Source organism: Agrobacterium sp. NPDC089420 (genome assembly GCF_044900305.1).
Classification (GTDB): Bacteria; Pseudomonadota; Alphaproteobacteria; order Rhizobiales; family Rhizobiaceae; genus Agrobacterium.
Genome location: NZ_JBJDMY010000003.1, coordinates 298,562 through 319,965, shown reverse-complemented (window position 1 = coordinate 319,965; position 21,404 = coordinate 298,562). Strand labels below are relative to the sequence as shown.

The 21,404-nt window shown below is 60.7% G+C and carries 16 protein-coding genes; 13 read left to right on the top strand and 3 right to left on the bottom strand.

Annotated elements, in window-relative coordinates:
• Positions 1–17 precede the first annotated feature (17 nt).
• Positions 18–983, bottom strand: a complete 966-nt coding sequence (locus tag ACI2KA_RS06180) for a glycosyltransferase family 2 protein (protein ID WP_404500210.1) — start codon at positions 981–983, stop codon at positions 18–20.
• Positions 984–1,100: 117 nt separating this feature from the next.
• On the opposite strand from ACI2KA_RS06180, the gene ACI2KA_RS06175 reads away from it, so the two are divergent.
• The 10 genes from ACI2KA_RS06175 to ACI2KA_RS06130 all read left to right on the top strand — a co-directional run bounded on the left by ACI2KA_RS06175 (position 1,101) and on the right by ACI2KA_RS06130 (position 13,616).
• A complete protein-coding gene (locus tag ACI2KA_RS06175) occupies positions 1,101–2,579 on the top strand; it encodes a lipopolysaccharide biosynthesis protein (RefSeq protein WP_404500208.1) in 1,479 nt (492 codons plus the stop codon).
• 371 nt (positions 2,580–2,950) lie between these two features.
• Entirely contained in the window at positions 2,951–4,099 is a 1,149-nt protein-coding gene (locus ACI2KA_RS06170) for an acyltransferase (RefSeq protein WP_404500206.1), read from the top strand.
• Between the two features lie 4 nt (positions 4,100–4,103).
• Positions 4,104–4,895, top strand: coding sequence for a family 16 glycosylhydrolase (locus tag ACI2KA_RS06165; protein ID WP_404500204.1), 792 nt, complete (start codon positions 4,104–4,106; stop codon positions 4,893–4,895).
• Between the two features lie 83 nt (positions 4,896–4,978).
• Positions 4,979–6,160, top strand: coding sequence for a glycosyl transferase family 1 (locus ACI2KA_RS06160; protein ID WP_404500203.1), 1,182 nt, complete (start codon positions 4,979–4,981; stop codon positions 6,158–6,160).
• Between the two features lie 17 nt (positions 6,161–6,177).
• On the top strand, positions 6,178–7,176 hold the full coding sequence (locus ACI2KA_RS06155) for a glycosyltransferase family 2 protein (RefSeq protein WP_404500201.1): 999 nt from the start codon (positions 6,178–6,180) through the stop codon (positions 7,174–7,176).
• The gene (locus ACI2KA_RS06150; protein WP_404500199.1) at positions 7,173–8,117 is read left to right on the top strand and encodes a glycosyltransferase; all 945 of its coding nucleotides are present in this window, start codon (positions 7,173–7,175) and stop codon (positions 8,115–8,117) included. Before ACI2KA_RS06155 ends, ACI2KA_RS06150 begins: the two co-directional genes overlap by 4 nt.
• Complete coding sequence (locus ACI2KA_RS06145) at positions 8,117–9,112, top strand: glycosyltransferase family 2 protein (protein WP_404500197.1); 996 nt, start codon at positions 8,117–8,119, stop codon at positions 9,110–9,112. Before ACI2KA_RS06150 ends, ACI2KA_RS06145 begins: the two co-directional genes overlap by 1 nt.
• A gap of 67 nt (positions 9,113–9,179) precedes the next feature.
• Positions 9,180–10,085, top strand: coding sequence for a UTP--glucose-1-phosphate uridylyltransferase (locus ACI2KA_RS06140; RefSeq protein ID WP_404500195.1), 906 nt, complete (start codon positions 9,180–9,182; stop codon positions 10,083–10,085).
• A gap of 108 nt (positions 10,086–10,193) precedes the next feature.
• Positions 10,194–12,542, top strand: a complete 2,349-nt coding sequence (locus ACI2KA_RS06135; protein WP_404500193.1) for a polysaccharide biosynthesis tyrosine autokinase — start codon at positions 10,194–10,196, stop codon at positions 12,540–12,542.
• A 129-nt stretch (positions 12,543–12,671) separates the two neighbouring features.
• Positions 12,672–13,616: a 2-hydroxyacid dehydrogenase gene (locus ACI2KA_RS06130; RefSeq protein ID WP_404500191.1), complete on the top strand. Its 945-nt coding sequence runs from the start codon at positions 12,672–12,674 to the stop codon at positions 13,614–13,616.
• A gap of 20 nt (positions 13,617–13,636) precedes the next feature.
• On the opposite strand, the gene ACI2KA_RS06125 is transcribed toward ACI2KA_RS06130, so the two are convergent.
• Positions 13,637–16,609: a PAS domain-containing protein gene (locus tag ACI2KA_RS06125; protein WP_404500189.1), complete on the bottom strand. Its 2,973-nt coding sequence runs from the start codon at positions 16,607–16,609 to the stop codon at positions 13,637–13,639.
• Between the two features lie 361 nt (positions 16,610–16,970).
• Between ACI2KA_RS06125 and ACI2KA_RS06120 the strand changes: the two genes are divergently transcribed.
• The 3 genes from ACI2KA_RS06120 to ACI2KA_RS06110 all read left to right on the top strand — a co-directional run bounded on the left by ACI2KA_RS06120 (position 16,971) and on the right by ACI2KA_RS06110 (position 20,133).
• Positions 16,971–17,969: an ABC transporter substrate-binding protein gene (locus tag ACI2KA_RS06120; RefSeq protein WP_404500187.1), complete on the top strand. Its 999-nt coding sequence runs from the start codon at positions 16,971–16,973 to the stop codon at positions 17,967–17,969.
• A 225-nt stretch (positions 17,970–18,194) separates the two neighbouring features.
• On the top strand, positions 18,195–19,082 hold the full coding sequence (locus ACI2KA_RS06115) for an ABC transporter permease (protein ID WP_404500185.1): 888 nt from the start codon (positions 18,195–18,197) through the stop codon (positions 19,080–19,082).
• A complete protein-coding gene (locus ACI2KA_RS06110) occupies positions 19,075–20,133 on the top strand; it encodes a glycine betaine/L-proline ABC transporter ATP-binding protein (RefSeq protein WP_404500183.1) in 1,059 nt (352 codons plus the stop codon). The genes ACI2KA_RS06115 and ACI2KA_RS06110 overlap by 8 nt, the downstream gene beginning before the upstream one ends.
• On the opposite strand, the gene ACI2KA_RS06105 is transcribed toward ACI2KA_RS06110, so the two are convergent.
• Entirely contained in the window at positions 20,125–21,354 is a 1,230-nt protein-coding gene (locus ACI2KA_RS06105) for a TIGR03862 family flavoprotein (protein ID WP_404500181.1), read from the bottom strand. The two genes, ACI2KA_RS06110 and ACI2KA_RS06105, sit on opposite strands and share 9 nt — an antisense overlap.
• Positions 21,355–21,404: the final 50 nt, after the last annotated feature.

Here is a 21,404-nt window from a genome sequence, read left to right as displayed (position 1 = left end):
TGCGGGCGAGAATTCGCTCATCTGGAGCGGACGATTTTTCCGGCACCCAGCTCGAAAGCGGCGCGCAGCAGTGCCGGATCGCGCATCGCCCATTTCAGAAGCAGCCCGAATTCGGGCGCCTTGCGCCGTTTCAGATTGCCCGCCTGGCTCCACAGCGCCTGTTTGCGCGCCGTATTCTTGTAGGAGGCAATGGAGGCGACATCGGCCGGCCGGCGTGAAAAACGCCCCTCCAGCGTATCGAGCGCGACCCAGGTATTGAACTGCTGGCGCAGGAATTCCGGCGAGGTATTATCGATGCTGTGGAAGATATTGACCCCCATGCCGCGCATGGCGCCGGCATCGTCGCACAGAAGCGTGCGCTTCGACGCCAGGATGGAATCACAGAAAAACAGCACGTCTTCCGCCGCCAGACGAAGCGCCGGATCGAAGCGGATTTTTTCAAACAGCGGCCGGCCGATCACCATGCAGGAGAGATGCAGGAAGCTCCAGTTGCGCAGCATGACGCTTGCAAGATCCGGCAGCTCGATCACCAGCGGCGTCTCGGAAAGCCGTGCCGCGCCCTCATTCTTCTCCAGTTCGGAAATGGCGAAATGATAATAAAATTCGTCACTTGCCTGCATTGATGCCCAGTAGCACTCACCGCCATAGGTCGTAAGCGCGAAGGCCGCATTCTGCAGATGGTCGGGTGTCCAGATATCGTCGGAATCAAGAAAGGCGACATAGTCGGTGCCGTCGGGCACATTGTCGAGACCGGTGTTGCGGGCGCCGCCGGGGCCGGCATTGGCCTGTTTAATGACGATAATCCGGTCTTTCTCAGCCTGCGAAAGTTCCGCAAGTTCGTTGTCGATCGGGTATGGCGATTCGTCATCGACGATGACAAGATCGAAATCCTGGTAAGTCTGCGCAAAAACCGATGCGAGTGCACGTCCCAAGACACCGTGCTGCTTTTGGTAATAGGGAATGACGACAGTAAATCTTGCCATTGTTTCGCCCCTTGCGTTGATCAAGAAGTGTCGGGCCGATCCTAAAAGCGCCCCGATGGTATCGGCAACTCCCAACCGGCATTCCTCCCCGCCGGCCTCCAGAAACAGGATGCTTGTATGCCCCCAGCGCCAAATGTAAAGACCATCACCACGAATGTCGGCTGGAGCGTTTTATCAAAAACAGGGACATTCGGGCTTAAATTTGTCACGGTCCCCATTCTCGCCAGACTGCTTTCCCCGGAGGAATTCGGGGTGGTGGCGGTAGGACTAACGGTTGTACAATTTCTGACCATGATCGCCGGCGCGGGCCTGACCTCAGCGCTGATCGTCGAAAAGGAAGAGGATATGGACACGATCCATACCGTCTTCTGGGCCAATCTGGCGATCTCCTGCACCATGGCCGCCGCGCTCTATATCTGGGCGGAATTTTTCGGTGGGCTGCTGGGTGCGGTGGAGAGCGCCTATCTGCTGCGCATCATGGCCTTCCTCATTCCGTTGCAGCTGGCCGGCGATGTCGCCTATTCGCTGCTGGCCCGGCGCATGAATTTCAGCAAGGACGCGCTGTGGAGCATGGCGTCCGAAAGCATTGCGGCAATCATCGCGGTGGCGCTCGCCTTTCTCGGTTTCGGTGTCTGGGCGCTTATCATCCAGCTTTTTGCCGCCGCCCTCATCCGGCTGGTCGGGCTTTACGCCGTTTCGCGCTACTGCCCGCGCTTCGTCATGAAACCGCGCCGTCTCGTGCCGCTTCTCGGCTTCAGTTCCGGGCTGATGGGCTCGGAAATCGCCAATTTCGTGACCTTCCAGTCGCCGATGGTGGTCATCGCCCGGCATCTCGGCCTGGCGGATGCCGGCGCCTATTCCGCCTCCAACCGCTTTGCCAGCATTCCCAACCAGGTGGTGCTGTCGGCCGTCATGGGCGTTCTGTTTCCCGCCTTCAGCCGCATGATGGACGACCCGCAGCGCCGCCGCGACGCGCTGATGTTCAGCACGCAGGTGCTGACCGTGCTGCTCGCGCCGATGATGTTCGGCCTGTGGGCCGTGGCCGAACCGGCCATGCTGGTGATCTTCGGGCAGAACTGGGCCTATGCCTGGCCGGTTCTCGGGCTTCTTGCCCTGTCGAAGGCGATTCTGACGCCATGCAGCACCTTCATCCCCTATCTGAAGGGTGCCGGTTACGGTCGCGTCCTGTTCTGGTCGGCGACGATCCGCGCCATCGTCACCACGGTCGCGGTGTGGCTCGCCGCGCTCTATGGTACGCTGATCGACGCCATGGTGTGGCTGTGCATCGTCAATGCGGTAACGCTGGTCGCCTATTCCTGGGCGGTGTTCAAGGCAAGCGACACGCCGTTTTTCCGCGGCCTCTATGTCAGCAGCCGGCCGATGATCGCGGCACTGATCATGGCGGTTTCCGTGCGTTATCTGCTTCACAGCGTGGCCGACCATATTCCCAATGCAACCCTTCAGGTTCTCATGGGCGCCGCCGTCGGCGGCCTCATCTATACGGTGCTGATCCTGTTGACCGAACGCGCGCTGCTTGGAAAGATCTTCGGGATGGTCAAATCGCGGCGTATGCGGGACACTGCAACCCAAGGTTAGATAGACTACGGAAAACGCGCCTCATTTCCGCCGTGAACCGGCCCTTTCCGCAAAGGTTTCGTCCCTTGCGGAAAGATCTGAAACCCATTCTTTTTGCAGCGCAATATCACGACAAATGACAATTTCACACGCTTCAGCGATTTTTAACGATGCGTAAATTTACGAAGAAATTAATCTTTTCAATGAATTGACTTTTCGCATCGGCAAGAATGGGCAAAACGCCAGACATTCACCCGCAAAATCTAAGCTTGTGTTTTTCCCGCGTCGCCACATTTTATCCCAAAGTCGAAACCAGACTTTCCAACGCGGGCTTAAGTTCGCTCTGGTTGCAACGCGGCGTGGGTGGACGCCGCCCAATAGGGGTGACTGATGTGACTGTCGATCAGAACCTATCCTCCCGTATCAATTTGATGCGCATATTGCTGATTTCCGGAATCGTGTTCGTCCACGTGCCGCACGATGCCGAAACCAGCCCGTTTCTCGGCCTTTACGGCTTCTTCGACTGGCTGCGGGTTTTCCTCGGCGATGCCCTGTTCCGCATCGGCGTGCCTTGCCTCAGCGCCATTTCCGGTTACCTGCTGTTTCGCCGCGGCATGAGCGGTTTCGATTATCCCGCGACCATACGTTCCAAGTCGAAAACCGTGCTGTTGCCCTTTCTCCTGTGGAATGGCGCGCTGTTTGCCGCCGTGCTGCTGATCCAGCTCTTCGATGTCGGCGTCGGTTATTTCCCGGATCTGTGGAGCGCCAGCCCGCGTGAGATCATCAGCCATGGAACGGCGCTGGAAGAATTGCCGGTGAATGTGCCGCTGTATTTCCTGCGCGATCTTTTTGTCTGCATCCTGCTGTCGCCCGTGCTCGCTTTTCTGATGCGCCGTTTCGCGCTGCCGACGCTTGCCGTCCTGCTCGTCATCACCGCCATGCCCGATCTGACGATCTTCATCGTCCAGAAGAAATCCATCCTCTTCAGCTTTTCGCTCGGCATCGCGCTTGCGCTGCACCGGGTCGATGTCAAGGCGCTCGACCCTTACGCTCTGCCGATCATGCTGCTGACTTTCGCCGCCTCCGCCATATTGGCCACCGGCCTTTATTTCACCGGACCGGAATTCACCTTCTGGCTGAACATGTCGCGCAATCTGCTTGCGGTCTTCGGCGCGCTGGGTTTCTGGGTCTCCTCCTCCATCCTCATCCGCAGCCGACTGGGCCAGCGGCTTGCCGAAACCGGCAGCCTGAGCTTCTGGATTTTCTGCGCCCACTACCCCTTGCTCGTCATCATGTGGATGATTTGGAACAAGGGCGGGCCGGACTTCTATCCAGCCTTCTATATCAGCGCGACGCTTTCCGCCTTCGTCATTCTGGTGATCAGCAACGCCCAGATCCGCAAATACCTGCCGGATCTCTATGCCGTGCTGACTGGAAGCCGCAGCGGCAAGCGCAAGACCAACGCCGAACTCACGGCAAAACGGCCGGCCACGATAGGCCCGCCAAAATCCGAAACGCTTTATTCGCAACGACAGAGGTGAACCAATGACAACATTCGTCACCCGCGTTCAGACACGCATTTTCCTTGCCGCGGCCCTCTCGGCCGCAACTTTCGCAGCGCCGGTCCACGCGCAGGAGGGCAACGGCGCCTCCTTCATCGAGAATTTCGACCAGATGGACCGAAGCTTCTGGTACGTCTCCGACGGCTGGAACAATGGTTCGCATCAGAACTGCACCTGGTCGAAGAAACTGGCGACGGTGGAAAACGGCCAGCTGACGCTCGGTTTCGAAGAAGCCAAGGCCGGCGATCGCAATTTTGCCTGCGGCGAAATCCAGACCAAGGGCCGTTATCGCTATGGCACCTATGAGGCGCGCCTGAAGGCCGCCACCGGCTCAGGGCTGAACTCCGCCTTTTTCACCTATATCGGCCCGACCGACAAGAAGCCGCATGACGAAATCGACTTCGAGGTTCTGGGCAGGAATACGGGCCAGGTGCAGCTCAACCAGTATATTTCCGCCAAGGGCGGCAATGAGAAGCTGGTGCCGGTGGAAGGCGGAGCCGATGCCGGCTTCAACGACTACGCATTCGTCTGGGAACCGCAACGGCTGCGTTATTACGTCAACGGCAAGCTCGTTCACGAGGTGACAGACGAGACCAAGATCCCCCAGAACGCCCAGAAGATTTTCTTCAGCCTGTGGGGCACCGACACGCTGAAGGACTGGATGGGCAAGTTTTCTTATGCCGGACCATCACAGATGATCGTTGACCGGTTTGCCTTCACGGCGCTCGGCGACAAATGCCAGTTCCCGGAAAGCATCGCCTGCGCACTGAACTGACCAGACCTTTGAACCGATCCGATTTTTTGAACCAAAACCTGTGCTGCGGCGTCTTTGACGCGTGACACCAACCGGAACCCCGCATGGCCCATATTCTCTACCTCGCGCATGATCTGTCGGACCCCGCCATTCGCCGGCGGGTGCTGACCTTGCTTGCGGGCGGGGCGCGGGTCACGCTGGCCGGCTTCCGTCGCGGGCAGAACCGGCTGGCGGAGATCGAAGGCGTCGTGCCTGTCGTGCTCGGGGAAACCGCCGACGGGCAGTTTCTGCAGCGCATGACTGCGGTGGCAAAAGCCAGCCTCTCGCTGGGCAACAGCTTGGGCGGCATCCCCGCACCCGATATCATCCTTGCCAGAAACCTGGAAATGCTGGCGCTGGCAAAACGCGCCATGTCGATCTATGCCGGGCAACCGGCGCTGGTCTACGAATGTCTCGACATTCACCGCCTGCTTCTCAACAGGGGCAAGCCCGGGCAATTGCTGAACGCCGCGCAGCGTTATTTCGCCCGCGACGCCAAGCTGCTGGTGACGAGTTCTCCGGCTTTCGTGGAGCATTATTTCAAGCCCGTATCCGGCCTCAACCTTCCCGTCCTGTTACAGGAAAACAAGGTGCTGGCGCTCGACACCAGCATTGCCGCCACGCCGCAACCGCGCGCACCCGCCCCCGGCGAACCATGGAAAATCGGCTGGTTCGGTGCGCTTCGCTGCCGCAAATCGCTCGAAATGCTTGCCGAATTTGCCAGACGCATGGACGGCAAGGTCGAAATCATCCTGCGCGGCCGGCCGGCCTATTCGGAATTTTCGGACTTGGACGGCTTCGTGGCCGCCGCCCCGCATGTGCATTTCCATGGGCCTTACAAGAACCCCGAAGACCTTGCCGCCATCTATAACGAGGTGCAGTTCACCTGGGCGATAGACTTTTTCGAGGAAGGCCAGAATTCCAGCTGGCTGCTGCCCAACCGGCTTTACGAGGGCTGCCTTTATGGCACCCTGCCGATTGCGCTTGCCGGGACGGAAACCGCCCGCTTCATCGACAGGCGCGATATCGGCCTTGTCCTGCAAAATGCAAGCCCGGACGATCTCGTCGCCCTGTTCGGCCGAATGACGCCGCAAATCTATGCGGACGCCTTCGGCGCCCTTTCAGCCCTCGACCGGAAACAATGGCTGACCGACCGCGACGATTGCCGTCTGCTGGTCCAGCAATTGTCATTGCTTGCCAAATCCGCTTCCGGCCATGCCGGTGAAGCGCAGTTTTCACCCGTGTAATGCGTAGGGGGCAAATCATGGAAGGTCGCGGCAATTCCAGCATCAGAACATTGATCGTCATTCCCTGCCTCAACGAGGCAAAAACGATCGAGGGGCTGCTCAACAAGTTCACCGTTGCAATGCACGGTCGGCTTTTCCGCATCGTGGTTGCCGATGGCGGCAGCACCGATGGGACACGCGATATCGTCACCGCCTTTGCGGCGAAGGACGAGCGCGTCACGCTTCTTGCCAATCCGAAGCGCATCCAGAGCGCCGGCATCAACCTTGCCGTCGCCACCTTCGGCGAGGATTTCGACTACCTCATCCGCATCGACGCCCATGGCGATTATCCCGACGACTATTGCCAGCGGCTGATCGAGGATGCCGAGCGCACCGGCGCGGATTCCGTCGTCGTCGCCATGGATACGGTCGGCCACGGCCTGTTCCAGAAGGCAACGGCCATCGCCCAGAATTCCAAACTCGGCAATGGCGGCTCCAAGCACCGCGAAGGCGCCAAGGGCCACTGGATCGACCATGGCCACCACGCGCTGATGCGGATTGCCGCTTTCGACGCCGTCGGCGGTTATGACGAAAGCTTCAGCCACAACGAGGATGCGGAACTGGATTTCCGGCTGCGCAAATCCGGCTTCCGCATCTGGATGACCGACAAGACCCGCATGACCTATTATCCGCGTGACAGCGTCATGCCGCTCTTCCGGCAATATCTCGCTTATGGCCGCGGCCGCGCGAAGAACCTCTTGAAACATCGCTCGATCCCCAAAATCCGCCAGATGATTCCGCTCGCCGTCCTGCCGGTCTTCGTCTTCGCCTTGCTGTCGCTGGTGCATTGGGCCGCACTTATTCCGCTTGGCCTCTGGATCGCCGCATGTGTGGGTTATGGCTTGTGGATGGCAATAGGTCAGAAAAACCCATACGGCCCGCTCGCCGCCTTTTCGGCAATGGTGATGCATCTGGCCTGGTCCACCGGCTTCTGGCTGGAACTCCTGAAATTCCGGGGAAGAAAGGCTGTCTCGTGACCGACAACACCGTCACCCGCCCGCATGATGTAAAAACCGTCGATATCGGCATCTGCACCTACAGACGCCCCGCACTCGTCGCCACACTTCTGTCACTCTTCGAACTGGATGTGCCGGAAGGCGTGACAGTTCGGCTGATTGTCGCCGATAATGACGAGGAGCCGAGCGCCAAGGCCAGTGTGGACCGCCTGCGCGAAACCGCGCCCTTCGAGATCACCTATGTCCATTGCCCGAAATCGAATATTTCGATTGCCCGCAATGCCTGCCTGTCGGAATGCAAGGCGGATTATCTGGCCTTCATCGACGATGACGAAACCGCCCCGCCGCACTGGCTCACCGCCCTTCTGGAAAAGGCCGACGAAACCGGTGCGGAAACCGTTCTCGGCCCGGTGACGGCGGTCTACCGCGACAATGCGCCGGACTGGATGAAACGCGGCGATTTCCACTCCACCGTTCCGGTCTGGGTGAATGGCGAAATCATCACCGGTTATACCTGCAATACGCTTCTGAAAATGGAAGCGCCCTCGGTGAAGGGCCGGCGTTTTGCGTTGGCGCTGGGCCAGAGCGGCGGTGAGGACACCCATTTCTTCTCGCATCTTCACGCCGCCGGCGGCCGCATCGTCTTTGCGCAAGATGCCGTCCTGTCGGAGCCGGTTCCGGAAAACCGCGCAAGCTTCATGTGGCTTGCCAAACGCCGCTTCCGCTCCGGCCAGACCCACGGCCGCGTGCTGGCCGAGAAGAAGCCCGGTGCACGCCGCGTCGTGCAGGTCGTCAAAGCCGGCGCAAAGGCGCTTTATTGCGCCGTCTTCGCCGCACTGAACGGTTTCAACGCCGTGCGCCGCAACCGTTATGCGCTGCGTGGCGCATTGCATATGGGCTCGATGAGCGGCGCCTTCGGCGTGCGCGAAATCCGCCAGTATGGCGCGGTGGAGGCGACCTGATGGAAAATCTCGCCTTGCCGCCCGATATCAGCTTCGTCATCGCTGCCTATAATGCCGCCGACACGATCCAAGCCGCCGTTCAAAGCGCGCTCGACCAGCAGGGGGTGACGCTGGAGGTGATCGTCGTCGACGATCGCTCCGCCGACGACACGATTCCGCTCGTCGAGGCGATCGCTGCCATCGATCCGCGCGTCCGCCTGCGTGCTCTTGCCGAAAACCTCGGTCCGGGAGGTGCGCGCAATGCCGGCATCGAAGCCGCAACCGGGCGCTGGATCGCCGTGCTCGATTCCGACGATGTCATTCGCCCCGAGCGCTCCGCCTGCATGATGTGCCGGGCAGAGGCCGCCAATGCGGTCATAGCGGTCGACAATCTCGATGTCGTCTACACCGACGGCAGGCCCATGGAAACGATGTTTCCGGAAGAGTTTCTCGAGGAACGGCCGGTCCTGACGCTCGAGGATTTCATTTCCTCCAACATCCTGTTCCGCTCCACCTTCAACTTCGGCTACATGAAGCCGATGTTCCGGCGCGATTTCCTCAATGGCGAGGGGCTGCGCTTCCGCGAGGATATCCGCATCGGCGAGGATTATATCCTGCTCGCCTCGGCGCTTGCCGCCGGCGGCCTCTGCGTCATCGAACCGAAGCCGGGTTACATCTACAATATCCGCGAAGGCTCGATTTCGCGCGTGCTAGAGCTTCATCACGTCGAGGCGATGATGCGGGCGGATCAGGAATTCCTGAGCCATTACACATTGCTGCCCGCCGCCATGGACGCACAGCAGGCGAGAAGCCGCAGCCTGCGGCTGGCGCATAATTTTTTGACATTGGTGGAGAACATCAAGCGCCGCTCGATACTCGGCGCCTTGAAGACCACGATCAGAGATCCCGCCGTACTGGGGCATTTGCGAATGCCGATTGCAGTGCGGCTGCGGAGGCTGCGGGACGCGATGTTTGCGCCCGCGGCAAATACTGGGGTGAAAAGACAGATTTCGTGAAATTGACGCGTGGACGAAATCTGCGCGGGGACTGGGGACAGATCAAACCTTGATGAAGGAGAACGCGATGGACCTGAACAAAACTGTCAGAAAAGCCGTCATTCCCGTAGCTGGCAACGGCACACGGTTTTTGCCCGCCACCAAGGCGATGCCGAAGGAAATGCTGACGATCGTCGACCGGCCGGTCGTGCAATATGCTGTCGACGAGGCCATGCAGGCCGGTATCGAGCACATTATTTTCGTGACGAGCCGCAACAAGACCGCCATCGAAGACTATTTCGACAGCGCACCGGAACTCATCAACACGCTGACCCGCTCCGGCAAGACAGTGCAGGTGCTGCAGCTGGAAAAGATGCTGCCGGTTGCCGGCACGGTGAGCTATACGCGCCAGCAGGTCCCGCTCGGTCTCGGCCACGCCGTCTGGTGCGCGCGCGAACTGGTGGGCAAGGAACCCTTCGCCCTGCTTCTGCCTGACATGGTCTCCTACGGCGCGCGCGGCTGCATTGCCGGCCTGATGGAGCTTTATGACGAAGTTGGCGGCAATATTCTCGGCGTCGAGGAATGCCTGCCGGAAGAAGTGTCGTCCTATGGTGTCGTCGGCGTCGGCCAGAAGGTCAATCACGGCTTCGCCGTTACCGAAATGGTCGAAAAGCCGGAACCATCCAGAGCGCCGTCCAATTATTACCTGAATGGCCGTTACATTCTGCAGCCGGAAATCTTCGATATCCTCGCCAAGCAGGAACGCGGCGCGGGCAATGAAATCCAGCTGACCGACGGCATGAAGCGGCTTGCCGAAAAGCAGGCCTTCCATGCGCAGAAATATTCGGGCCGTACGTTCGACTGCGGCAGCAAGCAGGGTTTCATCGCCGCCAACGTGGCCTTTTCGCTGCTGCGCGCCGACATGGAAGCGCAGGTTCTCGCTTCGGTGAAGGAACTGGTGGCAAACCACGAAAGCCGCGTCCAGGCGGCCTGACTTTAATCGCGCCGCCGGGGGAGGCGGCCGGCGCACCAATAACGGGGGGCGGGAAGGCGAGCATTGTTCGGCTTCCCGCGTACCATTTTTAATTCACAAGGTAGGTCCATGCACCACAAGACCTTTAAATCCAATATCGGTTTTCCGGAATCCGGCAAGGATTCCGACACGTTCATCGACCTCGACCGCCTGTGGGCCGCCGTGGTGCGCCGCGCCAATGTCATCGCCGCCGCGGTCATCGCCGCCGTGGTCCTGGCCGGTCTTTATCTGGTGCTTGCGACCCCCGTTTACACCGCGATGACACAGGTGCTCTTGGATGAAAGCCTCTCCCGTTATGCGGAAGAGGAATCGCCGGTGCCCGCCGCACAGATCGTCGACAACCGCATCGCCAGCGCCGTGGAAATCCTGAAATCCAAGGAAATGGCGCTGACGGTGGTCGACAAGGCCAAGCTTGACGAGAACGACACCATCGTCAATCCGCCGATGTCGCCGGTCGAGCTCGTCAAATCCTCCGTGCGCGGTATCCTCGACCTCGTCCTGCCGGGCGATCCGCCGGTTTCCGAAGCCGCAATCCGCGCCGGACGCCGCGAAAAGGCCGCTGCCGTGCTGCAGCAGTCGCTGACGGTGGAACGTGTCGGCCGTAGCTCGGTCATTGCCATTTCCACCCGCTCGACAGACCGCCAGCTTGCCGCGCAGATCGCCAAGACCTATGCGCAGGCCTATCTCACCGAACAGCTGAACGCCAATTTCGACGCCAGCGAGCGCGCCTCCGTGTGGTTGCAGGAGCGCATGACCGACCTCAACCAGCGCGCCCAGGCGGCTGAACTGGCGGTGCAGAAATTCAAGTCGGACAACAACATCGTTTCCTCGCGCGGCGAGCTGATGTCGGAAGGCCAGCTTGCCGATCTGAACGGCCAGCTGATTGCCGCCCAGGCCGATGCCGCGACGGCGTCTGCCCGTTACAACCAGTATAAGTCGATCATCGACCGGGGACCGGATGCGGCGGTCGACAATGCCGTCGTTTCCGCCCGCGACACCGACAATTCGGTCATCCAGGATCTGCGCAAACGCTACATCACCATTTCCGACCGGCAGCAGGGCATCGTCCAGCAATTCGGCGCGGATCACCCGCAGGCGGTGGCGCTGGACGCCGAAAAGAAAGAAGTTTCGCGGCAGATCTATCAGGAACTGCAGCAGCTGACCGGCAGCCTGAAGAACGAATACGACGTCACCAATTCCCGCGTGCAGTCGCTGCGCGACAATATCGACCGGGTGGCGGGCCGCAATTCCGAGGCCAACATCACCATGGTGCAGCTGCGCGAACTCGAACAGCGGGCGACGGCGCTGCGCACCCTCTATCAGTCCTATCTCGGCCGCTTCGAGGAAGCGTCCCAGAAGCAGTCGCTGCCGATCGCCAAGGCCCGCATCATCTCCGAAGCCGGCCTGCCGACATCGCCTTCCAGCCCGAAAAAGACCATGACCATGGCGCTTTCGGTCATCCTCGGCCTGATGCTGGGTGGGGGTATTGCCGCACTTCTCGAATTCCGCGATCGTTTCTTCCACACGGGCAACGATGTGCGTGACAATCTGCGCATGCGTTTTCTGGGCTATCTTCCCTTTATCGGCGAAAGGGGCGTGGAAACGGCCAAACCCGGCACCAGCGCCGCCACCCCCGGCAGCGAAAACGCCACGCTTGACGAAAGCGGGCAGGTCTCGTTCCAGAAGATGCTGCGCCTTGCCGTCGACAGCCCGCGCTCCAGCTTTGCCGAGACGCTTCGCAACGTGAAACTGACGGCGGATGTCGTCATTCAGGAGCGCCAGTGCCGCGTCATCGGTGTCATTTCCTGCCTGCCGAACGAAGGCAAGTCGGTCGTGGCGCTCAATCTCGCCGGGCTGATCGCCTCCACCGGCAAGCGCACGCTGGTGGTGGATGCCGATATCCGCAATCCCGGCCTCAGCCGCATGCTGACGACACGGCAATCCGCCGGCCTGGTGGAAGTGGTGCTCGATGAGGTTCCCTGGACGCAGGCGGTGAAGGTGGATACACGCACCAAGATGGGCATCCTGCCGGTTTCCACCAGCAACCAGTTTGCCCATTCCAGCGAGCTGCTTTCCTCCTCCGGCATGCGCAAATTCATCGAATCCGCCCGTGAGGCCTGCGACTACATCATCGTCGACCTGGCGCCGGTGGTGCCCGTCATCGACGCCAAGGCCTTCGCACCGCAAGTGGACGGTTTCGTCTTCGTCACCGAATGGGGCAAGACGCCGATCCAGATGGTGCAGAACCTGATGGCCAACGAACCGCAGATCGCCAACAAGACGCTGGGCATCGTGCTGAACAAGACCGACATGACGGAACTCCAGCGTTATGCCGGCCCCGGCGGTTCCGAGCATTATCACGAGAGCTTCTCGGCCTATTACGGCGACGCCAAGCCGCCGGTGAAGGAAAACGCCTGATCGTGAAACGGCCCGGTGAAAACCGGGCCGTTTTGTTCCGTTGAAGATTCCAACGACAAACCCATGGTATTGCCCGCCGAAATTGCGCATTGATGGCGTAAAGCTAAAATCGCAAGCAGGACCAGTCCCATGCCATCACCCATCGCCTTTGTTTCGCGGATGAATGCGGAAGCGGAAACCCTCTGGAAACAGACGCTGCGCGCCGCCATGCCGCAGGAGGAAATCCTCTCCTTCTCCGAATTGACGGACGAACAGAGAAAGGCCGTGGATTTCGCCATCGTCGCCAATCCCGATCCGGCCGATATTGCCGCACTGCCGGGCCTCACATGGATCCACAGTCTCTGGGCGGGCGTCGAGCGGCTGGTGCTGGAACTGGGCGGCAAGGCGCCACCCATCGTCCGGCTGAAGGACCCGGAGCTTTCACGCGTCATGGCGGAGGCCGTGCTGGCATGGACCTATTATCTGCAGCGGGACATGCCGGCCTATCGCGAAAACCAGCAAAAGGCGCTCTGGCAGGAACTGGACTACCGCCATCCAAGCGAGATGACCATCGGCCTGCTCGGGCTCGGCGCGCTCGGCACGGCTGCTGCGGAGCGCCTCACCCATGCCGGGTTCAAGGTCGCCGGCTGGAGCCGCTCGGAAAAGACGATCGCGGGCGTGGAAACGCTGACAGGCGATCACGGCCTGCGGGCATTGCTGGAAAAAAGCGACATCCTCGTCTGCCTGGTGCCACTCACCGACGCAACGCGCGGGCTGCTCGATGCCCACCGTCTCGCCTCGATGAAACAGGGAGCAGCTCTCGTCAATTTCGCCCGTGGCGCCGTCATCATTGCCGACGATCTGGTTGCAGCGCTCGATTCCGGCAGGCTTTCGCATGCCGTCCTCGATGTCTTCGAGCAGGAGCCGCTGTCTGCTTCCTCAGCCTTCTGGCGGCACCCCAAGGTCACCGTCCTGCCGCATATTTCCGCGCCGACAAGCCGGGAAAGTTCCGCCCGGATCGTCGCCGGCAATGTCCACGTCTGGCGCGAAACCGGCAAGCTGCCGGAAACGGTCGATATGGCGCGCGGTTACTGAAGCAAAGGCAGGGCGGCGGCCTATTCCACCGCCACCCTGCCCGCATGGGCCAGTTCAACGGCAGCGATGATCTGCTGCTCGTCATAGGGTTTGGTCAGCAGCACCGCGCTTTTCGGCGCGCCTTCCGGCAGATGGCTGTCCCCCGTCGCAAACACGAGGGCAAGCCTCGGCCTGCGGCGCAGCGCCTCCACCGCCAGTTCACCGCCCTTCATGTCGGGAAGACCGATATCGGTAACGAGAACATCGATAGGGTCCGTCTCGATCGCCTTCAGCGCCTGCGCGGCGTTTCCCGCCTCGATGACGGCAAAACCGGAATCGGCGAGCATTTCCGCCGAATTCATCCGGATCAGCTCGTCATCCTCCACCAGAAGGACGCGGATGGTCCTGTTTTGGTTTTCGGCGGTCCGCGCCGTTTCGTTCGGCGTTGAAAGACCCGGCGCAGAGACCGGCCGTGCCCTCGACAGGGAAACCTGCTTGCGATTGGCGATGACATGGCGAATGCGCCGCGCCAGCGCTTCGCGCGTATAAGGCTTGGAGAGAAGCTCCACCCCGGCATCCAGCTTGCCGCCATGCACGATGGAGTTTTCCGTATAACCCGACGTGAAAAGAACCGCGAGATTGGGCAGACGCTCCTGCGCGCGGCGGGCCATTTCCCGGCTCTTCAAGGGTCCCGGCATCACCACGTCCGTGAAGATGACATCGATCGGGATGCCGCTTTCCACCACGGTCAGACCGGCCTGCGCATCGCGGGCGGTGAGCACCCGGTATCCGAGATCGGTCAGCGTCTCCACGACGGTGCCGCGCACCTCCTCATCGTCCTCCACCACGAGGATGGTTTCCGTTCCACCCTCGACGGGACCGGTCGGCATCACCACTTCCCGATCCTCATCGGCAGCGGAGCGCGGCAGATACATCTTCACCGTCGTGCCCTGCCCCACCTCGCTATAGATGTTGACGTGGCCGCTGGACTGTTTTGCGAAACCATAAACCATGGAAAGTCCAAGGCCGGTGCCCTTGCCCTCCGGCTTGGTCGAAAAGAACGGTTCGAAGACCTTTTCCAGAATTTCCGGCGACATGCCGGAGCCGGTGTCGGTGACGGCGAGCATCACATATTGCCCGGCCGAAACCTCCGAATGCTTGCGGGCGTAATCGCGGTCAAGAACCGCATTGCCGACTTCGATGGTCAGCTTGCCGTGCCCTTCCATGGCGTCGCGCGCATTGATGGCAAGATTGAGGAGCGCATTTTCCACCTGGTTGGGATCGGCATAGGTGTTCCACAGGCCACCGGAGGTGATGACCTCCACCTCGATCGCTTCACCCAGCGAACGGCGCAGCAGATCGTCCATGCCGGTGACAAAACGGGCAATGTTGATGACCCGTGGTTCCAGCGCCTGACGGCGGCCGAAGGCCAGCAGCTGGCTGGCAAGCTTTGCACCGCGATGCACGCCGGCAAGGGCGTTTTCCAGCCGCCGCTCGGCCCGCTCGTTGCCGTTCACATCCTTCGACAGCAATTGCAGATTGCCGGCGATCACCTGAAGCAGATTGTTGAAATCATGCGCCACGCCGCCCGTCAGCTGGCCGATGGATTCCATTTTCTGCGCCTGCTGCAAGGCCCTTTCGGTCTGGCGCCGCTCGGCCATTTCCGTCTCGACGCGCGCTTCCAGGCTCTCGTTCAATTGCCGAAGCTGCTCTTCCGCGCGAATGCGGTGGCGTATCTCGCGCTCGAGATTGCTGGCATGGTCCTTGAGGGTGTTTTCCGCCTGCCGCTGTTCGGTGATATCCGTATGAACGCCGACCCATTCCACAATGGCGCCATCGCCGTCGAAAATCGGCACGCCGCGGATGGCAAAGGTGCGGTATACACCGTCATGGCGGCGCACGCGATGTTCCCAAATATATGTCGACTTTTCCGCGACCGCCTTGTTCCAGCTCTCGACAGAACCGTCCCGGTCTTCCGGATGAACCGCATCCGCCCAGCCAAATCCCCGATATTCATCGGGGCTTTGGCCTGTCAGCCCGGCCCAGGCGGGCTGCTCGCCCAGCATCCTGCCGTCGGCGCTGTTGGTCCACAACACGCCATGCACGGCGTCCACGGCCGCGCGGAAACGGTTGTTGCTGATGAGCATTTCCTGTTCCGAACGCTTGCGATCCTCGATATCGATGATCAGCACATAGATGCCGTCGATGGAGCCATCGGCGATATGGCGCGGCACATAACGTATTTCGGCGGCGCGCTGGGTGCCGTCCGGCCTGCGGATCATGGTATCGGAAACGATCTTCTCACCAGCAAACGCGCGATCGAGATAGGCCCGGCGCGCCTCGAAAAACGCCTCGCCGACGATTTCGGGGACGCTGTGGCCGATCACCTCTTCGGCGCTGCGGCCGAACCATTCCAGATAACCGTCATTGGCGAATTTATAGACGTAGTCGCGGTCGACATAACCCACCAGGATCGGCAGGGCGTTGGTAAGCCGGGTCAGCTCCGTGCGGCTTTGCTCCAGCGCCTCCACCGCCTTCACCTTGTCGGTATTTTCAAGAACGGTGCATAAAACGCCGTCCACCGTGCCGCCGTCATTATAGATCGGCGTATAGAACAGGTCGAAGATCACCTCTTCCGGCAGGCCATGGCGCATCAGCGTCATCGGCTGGTCGCGATAGGCCATGACCTCTCCGCGGAAACCGGCCTCCAGAATGCGGCTGTTCCAGTCCCAGATTTCCGGCCAGATGCCGGGCACCGTGCCGCCGAGCGCCTTCGGATGATAATTGCCGGCAATTTCCGCATAGCCGTCATTATAGATCATCACATGGTCGCCGCCCCACATCAGCACCTGCGGAATGGGGGAATTAACGACGGAATTGGCCTTTTGCCTCAGATTTTGCGGCCAGTCGCAGATAGGTCCGAGTGATGTCTGCGACCAGTCGAAGCGGCGCACAAGCTCACCCGTTTCACCGCCGCCGATCGGCCATACCGGGGCAGCACGAAGATTGGTCATTCACATCACCACAGAAACCGAGAGAAAATCTCCCGTAATACAGAAAGAAATAAAAGTCCAAGAAAACAAAAACTTCCTTTTATTGTTCCCGGCTTTTCGCAATTTCGGAAAAGTTCCACTTTCTGTAAAATATGCCCGGGGCATCTCCGCGCCCAAAGAAAAACGGCCCGCCCGCCACGGAGAATTTCACAAGCAAGCCCGTCAAAGCTGACGATTGATTGATAATTGCCATCCTCAAAACGCCAGAAATTGCCGCAAACGGAACGGCCACAAAGGAATTATTAAGCCTCAATACAGACGCTGACGGTCGCGGTGCCGTCCGCGCCCGGGTCTTCGCACACCGCGACCAGAGGGAACAACAATGAAAATACTTTTGGGTGCCACAATTCTTTCCGCCGGTTTCGCCTTTTCAGGCGGCGCTGCCTTTGCCGCCGACTGTGGAAACGTGACGATTGCCAGCATGAACTGGCAATCGGCCGAAGTCGCCGCCAATCTCGACAAGTTCATTCTTGAAAAGGGCTATGGCTGCGCTGCCGAAATCGTTACCGGCGACACCGTGCCGACTTTGACCTCCATGGCCGAAAAAGGCCAGCCGGATATTGCGCCGGAAGCCTGGGTCAGCCTACAGCCCGAAATCGTCAAGCAGGGGCTGGAAGGCGGCAAGGTCGTGGCGGCTGCAAAAATCCTCTCCGACGGCGCCGTTCAGGGCTGGTGGATTCCGAAATATGTCGCCGACGCCAATCCCGACCTCAAGACCATTCCGGACCTCTTCAAACACCCAGAACTCTTCCCCTCGCCGGAAGACAAGGCGAAGGGCGCTGTCTTCAACGGCCCGCAGGGCTGGGGCGGCACCGTCGTCACCGCGCAATTGTTCAAGGCCTTCGGTGGTGAAAAAGCCGGCTTCACCCTCGTCGACACCGGCTCTGCCGCCGGTCTCGACGGCTCCATCGCCAAGGCTTACGAGGCCAAGCAGCCCTGGGTCGGTTATTATTGGGCGCCGACCTCGCTGCTCGGTAAATATGAGATGGTGAAACTCGGTTTCGGCGCCGAATATGATGCGGACGAATGGAAGCGCTGCACCTCCGTCGCCGACTGCGCCGACCCGAAACCCAACGCCTGGCAGGTGGACGACGTGCAGACCCTGGTCAGCAAGACCTTCGCCGACCGTGCAGGCCCGGCCATGGACTATCTGAACAAGCGCGCCTGGACAAACGACACCGTCAACAAGCTGATTGCCTGGATGACCGACAACCAGGCGACCGGCGAAGACGGCGCCAAGCACTTCCTCAAGGAAAACGAGGCGCTGTGGACGGGCTGGGTGTCTCCTGACGTCGCGCAAAAGGTCAAGGCCGCCCTTTAAGGCGGATCCGACATATCTGCCCGGAACCCGGCGGTCGTCACAGGCGCCGCCGGGCGGCATCGCTGCCCGAAAACCACCTGGATTTTCACGAGCACGATGCGCCGGTTCAACAGGATAGAGCGTCCAGCCGGTCCTTTCTGAAGACGCGGCTGCGCTCTGGCGATTGTACTCCCGGAGCGCGAAGAATATCGATCCGCGCCTCCGGTTCGTCATGGAGAACAGGATATGGAATGGCTTTTCAAATTTCCGACCATGAATGACGATGCTCTGCGCGGCTTGAAAAAAGTCATCGACGAAGGTTTCCGGGCATTTACCCGAAGCTATGGCAGCGCGATAGAGGGGCTGTTCACGCCCCTTCAAAGCTTCCTCATCTGGGCGGAAAGGCTTTTGATCGGCGCGCCATGGCCGGTCGTTATTCTTATTGTCGGCGCGCTCGCCTGGTTCGCCAGCCGCAGCGCCACCATCGTTGCCCTCTGTTGCGGCATTCTCTTCGCCATCGGCTGGTTCGGCATGTGGGAAGACACGATGAAGACGATTTCGATGATCTTCGTCTGCGCCGTGCTGTCCATCGTCATCGGCCTGCCGATCGGCATCGCCATGGCCCGCTCCAACCGCCTGCAGAATGTGGTCAATCCCGTTCTCGACGTGATGCAGACGATGCCGAGTTTCGTCTATCTCATTCCCGTCGTCATGCTGCTCGGCATCGGCCGCGTGCCCGGTGTCATCGCCGTCGTCATCTACGCCATTCCGCCGATGATCCGCCTCACCAATCTCGGCATTCGCATGGTCGACCGCGACGTGCTGGAAGCGGCAGACGCCTTCGGGTCCTCCAAGCGCCAGAAGCTTTTCAAGGTGCAGCTGCCGCTCGCACTCCCCACCATCATGGCCGGCATCAACCAGACCATCATGATGGCGCTCGCCATGGTCGTCATCGCCTCGATGATCGGCGTGCAGGGCCTCGGCCAGCCGGTTCTGAAGGCCATCGCCAACCAGTATTTCACGCTCGGCGTCTTCAACGGGCTTGCCATTGTCGGCATCGCCATCATCTTCGACCGCATCAGCCAGGCCTATGGCCTTCGCCTGCAAAAACACCGGGAAGTGGCGCATGGCTAGTCAATCGATCGAAATTCGCAGCCTCTACAAGATTTTCGGTTCCAAGGCGGCAGATTTTGTCGAACCCGTCAGGGCCGGCATGTCAAAGGCGGAACTCAACGCCAGGCACGGCCATGTGCTTGGCCTGCGCGATATCAACATCACCATGCCCGGCGGGCAGATCACCGTCATCATGGGCCTTTCCGGCTCGGGCAAATCGACGCTGATCCGCCACGTCAACCGGCTGATCGACCCGACCGCCGGTGAAATCCTCTATGGCGGAGCCGATGTCTGTCGCCTCAGCGAAGCGGAGCTCCTGGAGTTTCGCCGCCACAAGACGGCGATGGTGTTCCAGAAATTCGGCCTCCTGCCACATCGCAACGTGCTGCAGAATGTCGTCTATGGCCTCGAAGTGCAGGGCATCGACAAGCGCGAGCGCGAAGAGCGGGCCGACGTCTGGATCCGCCGCGTGGGGCTGGAGGGTTTCTCCAGCCACTATCCCAACCAGCTTTCCGGCGGCATGCAGCAACGCGTCGGCCTTGCCCGGGCGCTGACCAACAATGCCGAAATCCTGCTGATGGACGAGGCCTATTCGGCGCTCGATCCGCTTATCCGCGTCGACATGCAGACGGTGCTGCTTGAGTTGCAGAAGGAATTGAAGAAGACCGTCGTCTTCATCACCCATGACCTCGACGAAGCGCTGCGGCTGGGAGACAAGATCGCCATCCTGCGCGACGGCGAGATCATCCAGCAGGGCACGGCAGCCGAAATCGTCATGTCACCGGCCGACAGCTATATCGAGGCCTTCGTCGAAGAGGTCAATCGCGGCCGGGTCATCCGCCTCGGCGCCATCGTCCAGCCGGAATTTTCCGGCCAGTCGCGGCTTCAGCTCGATGCGGATATGACGGTTGAAGAGGGTCTGCGCGCGCTCGTGCGCGAAAATGTCGGCAGCGCGACGGTCGTGAGCGAAAACGGCAAGACGCTTGGCGCCGTCACCACCGACGCCATCATGCGTTGCCTCGTCAGGACACATGGCGAGGACGGCGGCAGAACGGAACGGCTGTCAGGCTGAACCTTCGAGCCATCTGGCCATCCCCTTCGCCGCCGCCTTGCCGGTGGCGAAACAGGCGGTCAGCAGATAACCGCCCGTCGGCGCTTCCCAATCCAGCATTTCCCCGGCAGCGAACAGGCCGGGGAGCTTTTTCAGCATGTAGTTCTCGTCAATACCGCTAAAGGAGAGACCGCCGGCCGATGAAATCGCCTCGGCAATCGGCCTCGGCCGTAAGAGCGGTATTTCCGCATGTTTTATTCTTGCGGCGACGAAATCGTCCGGCATGGCCGCGATGTCAGGAAAGATTTCCCGCAGAAGAACGACTTTGACGGAAGACAGGCCGGCCGCCTTGCGCATGCGGTTTGCAAAACTCTCCTTGCGCCCAAGCTTCGCCATATCCCGGCTGAGCCGTTCCACCGTGCGTCCAGGCGCAAGATCGATGGCGAGCGCGGCCTTGCCCGTCTGTTGCAGCCGGTCGCGCAGCGCGGCGGAATGGGCATAGACCACGCTGCCCTCGATGCCATGCTTCGTGATGACGAACTCGCCCTGAAAGGCTCCCGCCGGCGAAATGGTGACGGTGGATTTCACGGCCTCGCCTGCAAAGCGCTCGCGGAAGACATCGCTCCAGTCGATGTCGAAACCGCAATTGGCGGGACGGAACGGCGCGACCTCTACGCCCTTCTCCGCCAGCACCGGCACCCATGCCGCATCGGAGCCCAGCCGCGGCCAGCTCGCGCCGCCGAGCGCCAGCAGCACGGCATCGGCCTCGATGGCGCGTTCGCCCCCCGGTGTCATAAAAACCAGCCGCTTGCCGGAAAAGCCCGTCCAGCGATGCCGCGTCCTGATCGCAACACCTTGCGCCTCCAGCCTCGCGAGCCAGGCGCGCAGCAGCGGTGAGGCTTTCATGACCTTCGGGAACACCCTGCCCGACGTGCCGACGAAGGTTTCCTGCCCCAGCCCCTGCGCCCAGGCGCGCAGCATGCCCGGCGTGAAATCGTCAAGAGCGGCGCGCAGCCGCGGTTCGGCATCGCCAAACCGGTGGCGGAAACTGTCATAGTCTTCGGCATGGGTAATGTTGAGGCCGGATTTTCCGGCCATCAGCAATTTGCGCGCCACGGTCGGCATCGCCTCAAACACCGTCACTGCATGGCCAGCGGCCGAAAGCAACTCGGCCGCCATCAGCCCCGCCGGCCCGCCGCCGACAATCGCGACCTGCCTCGCCTTTGCCAAAACCTTCTCCATCGCCATCTTTGTCGCTGGGAGCCTTATACCGATTTCCGCATGCGAATATA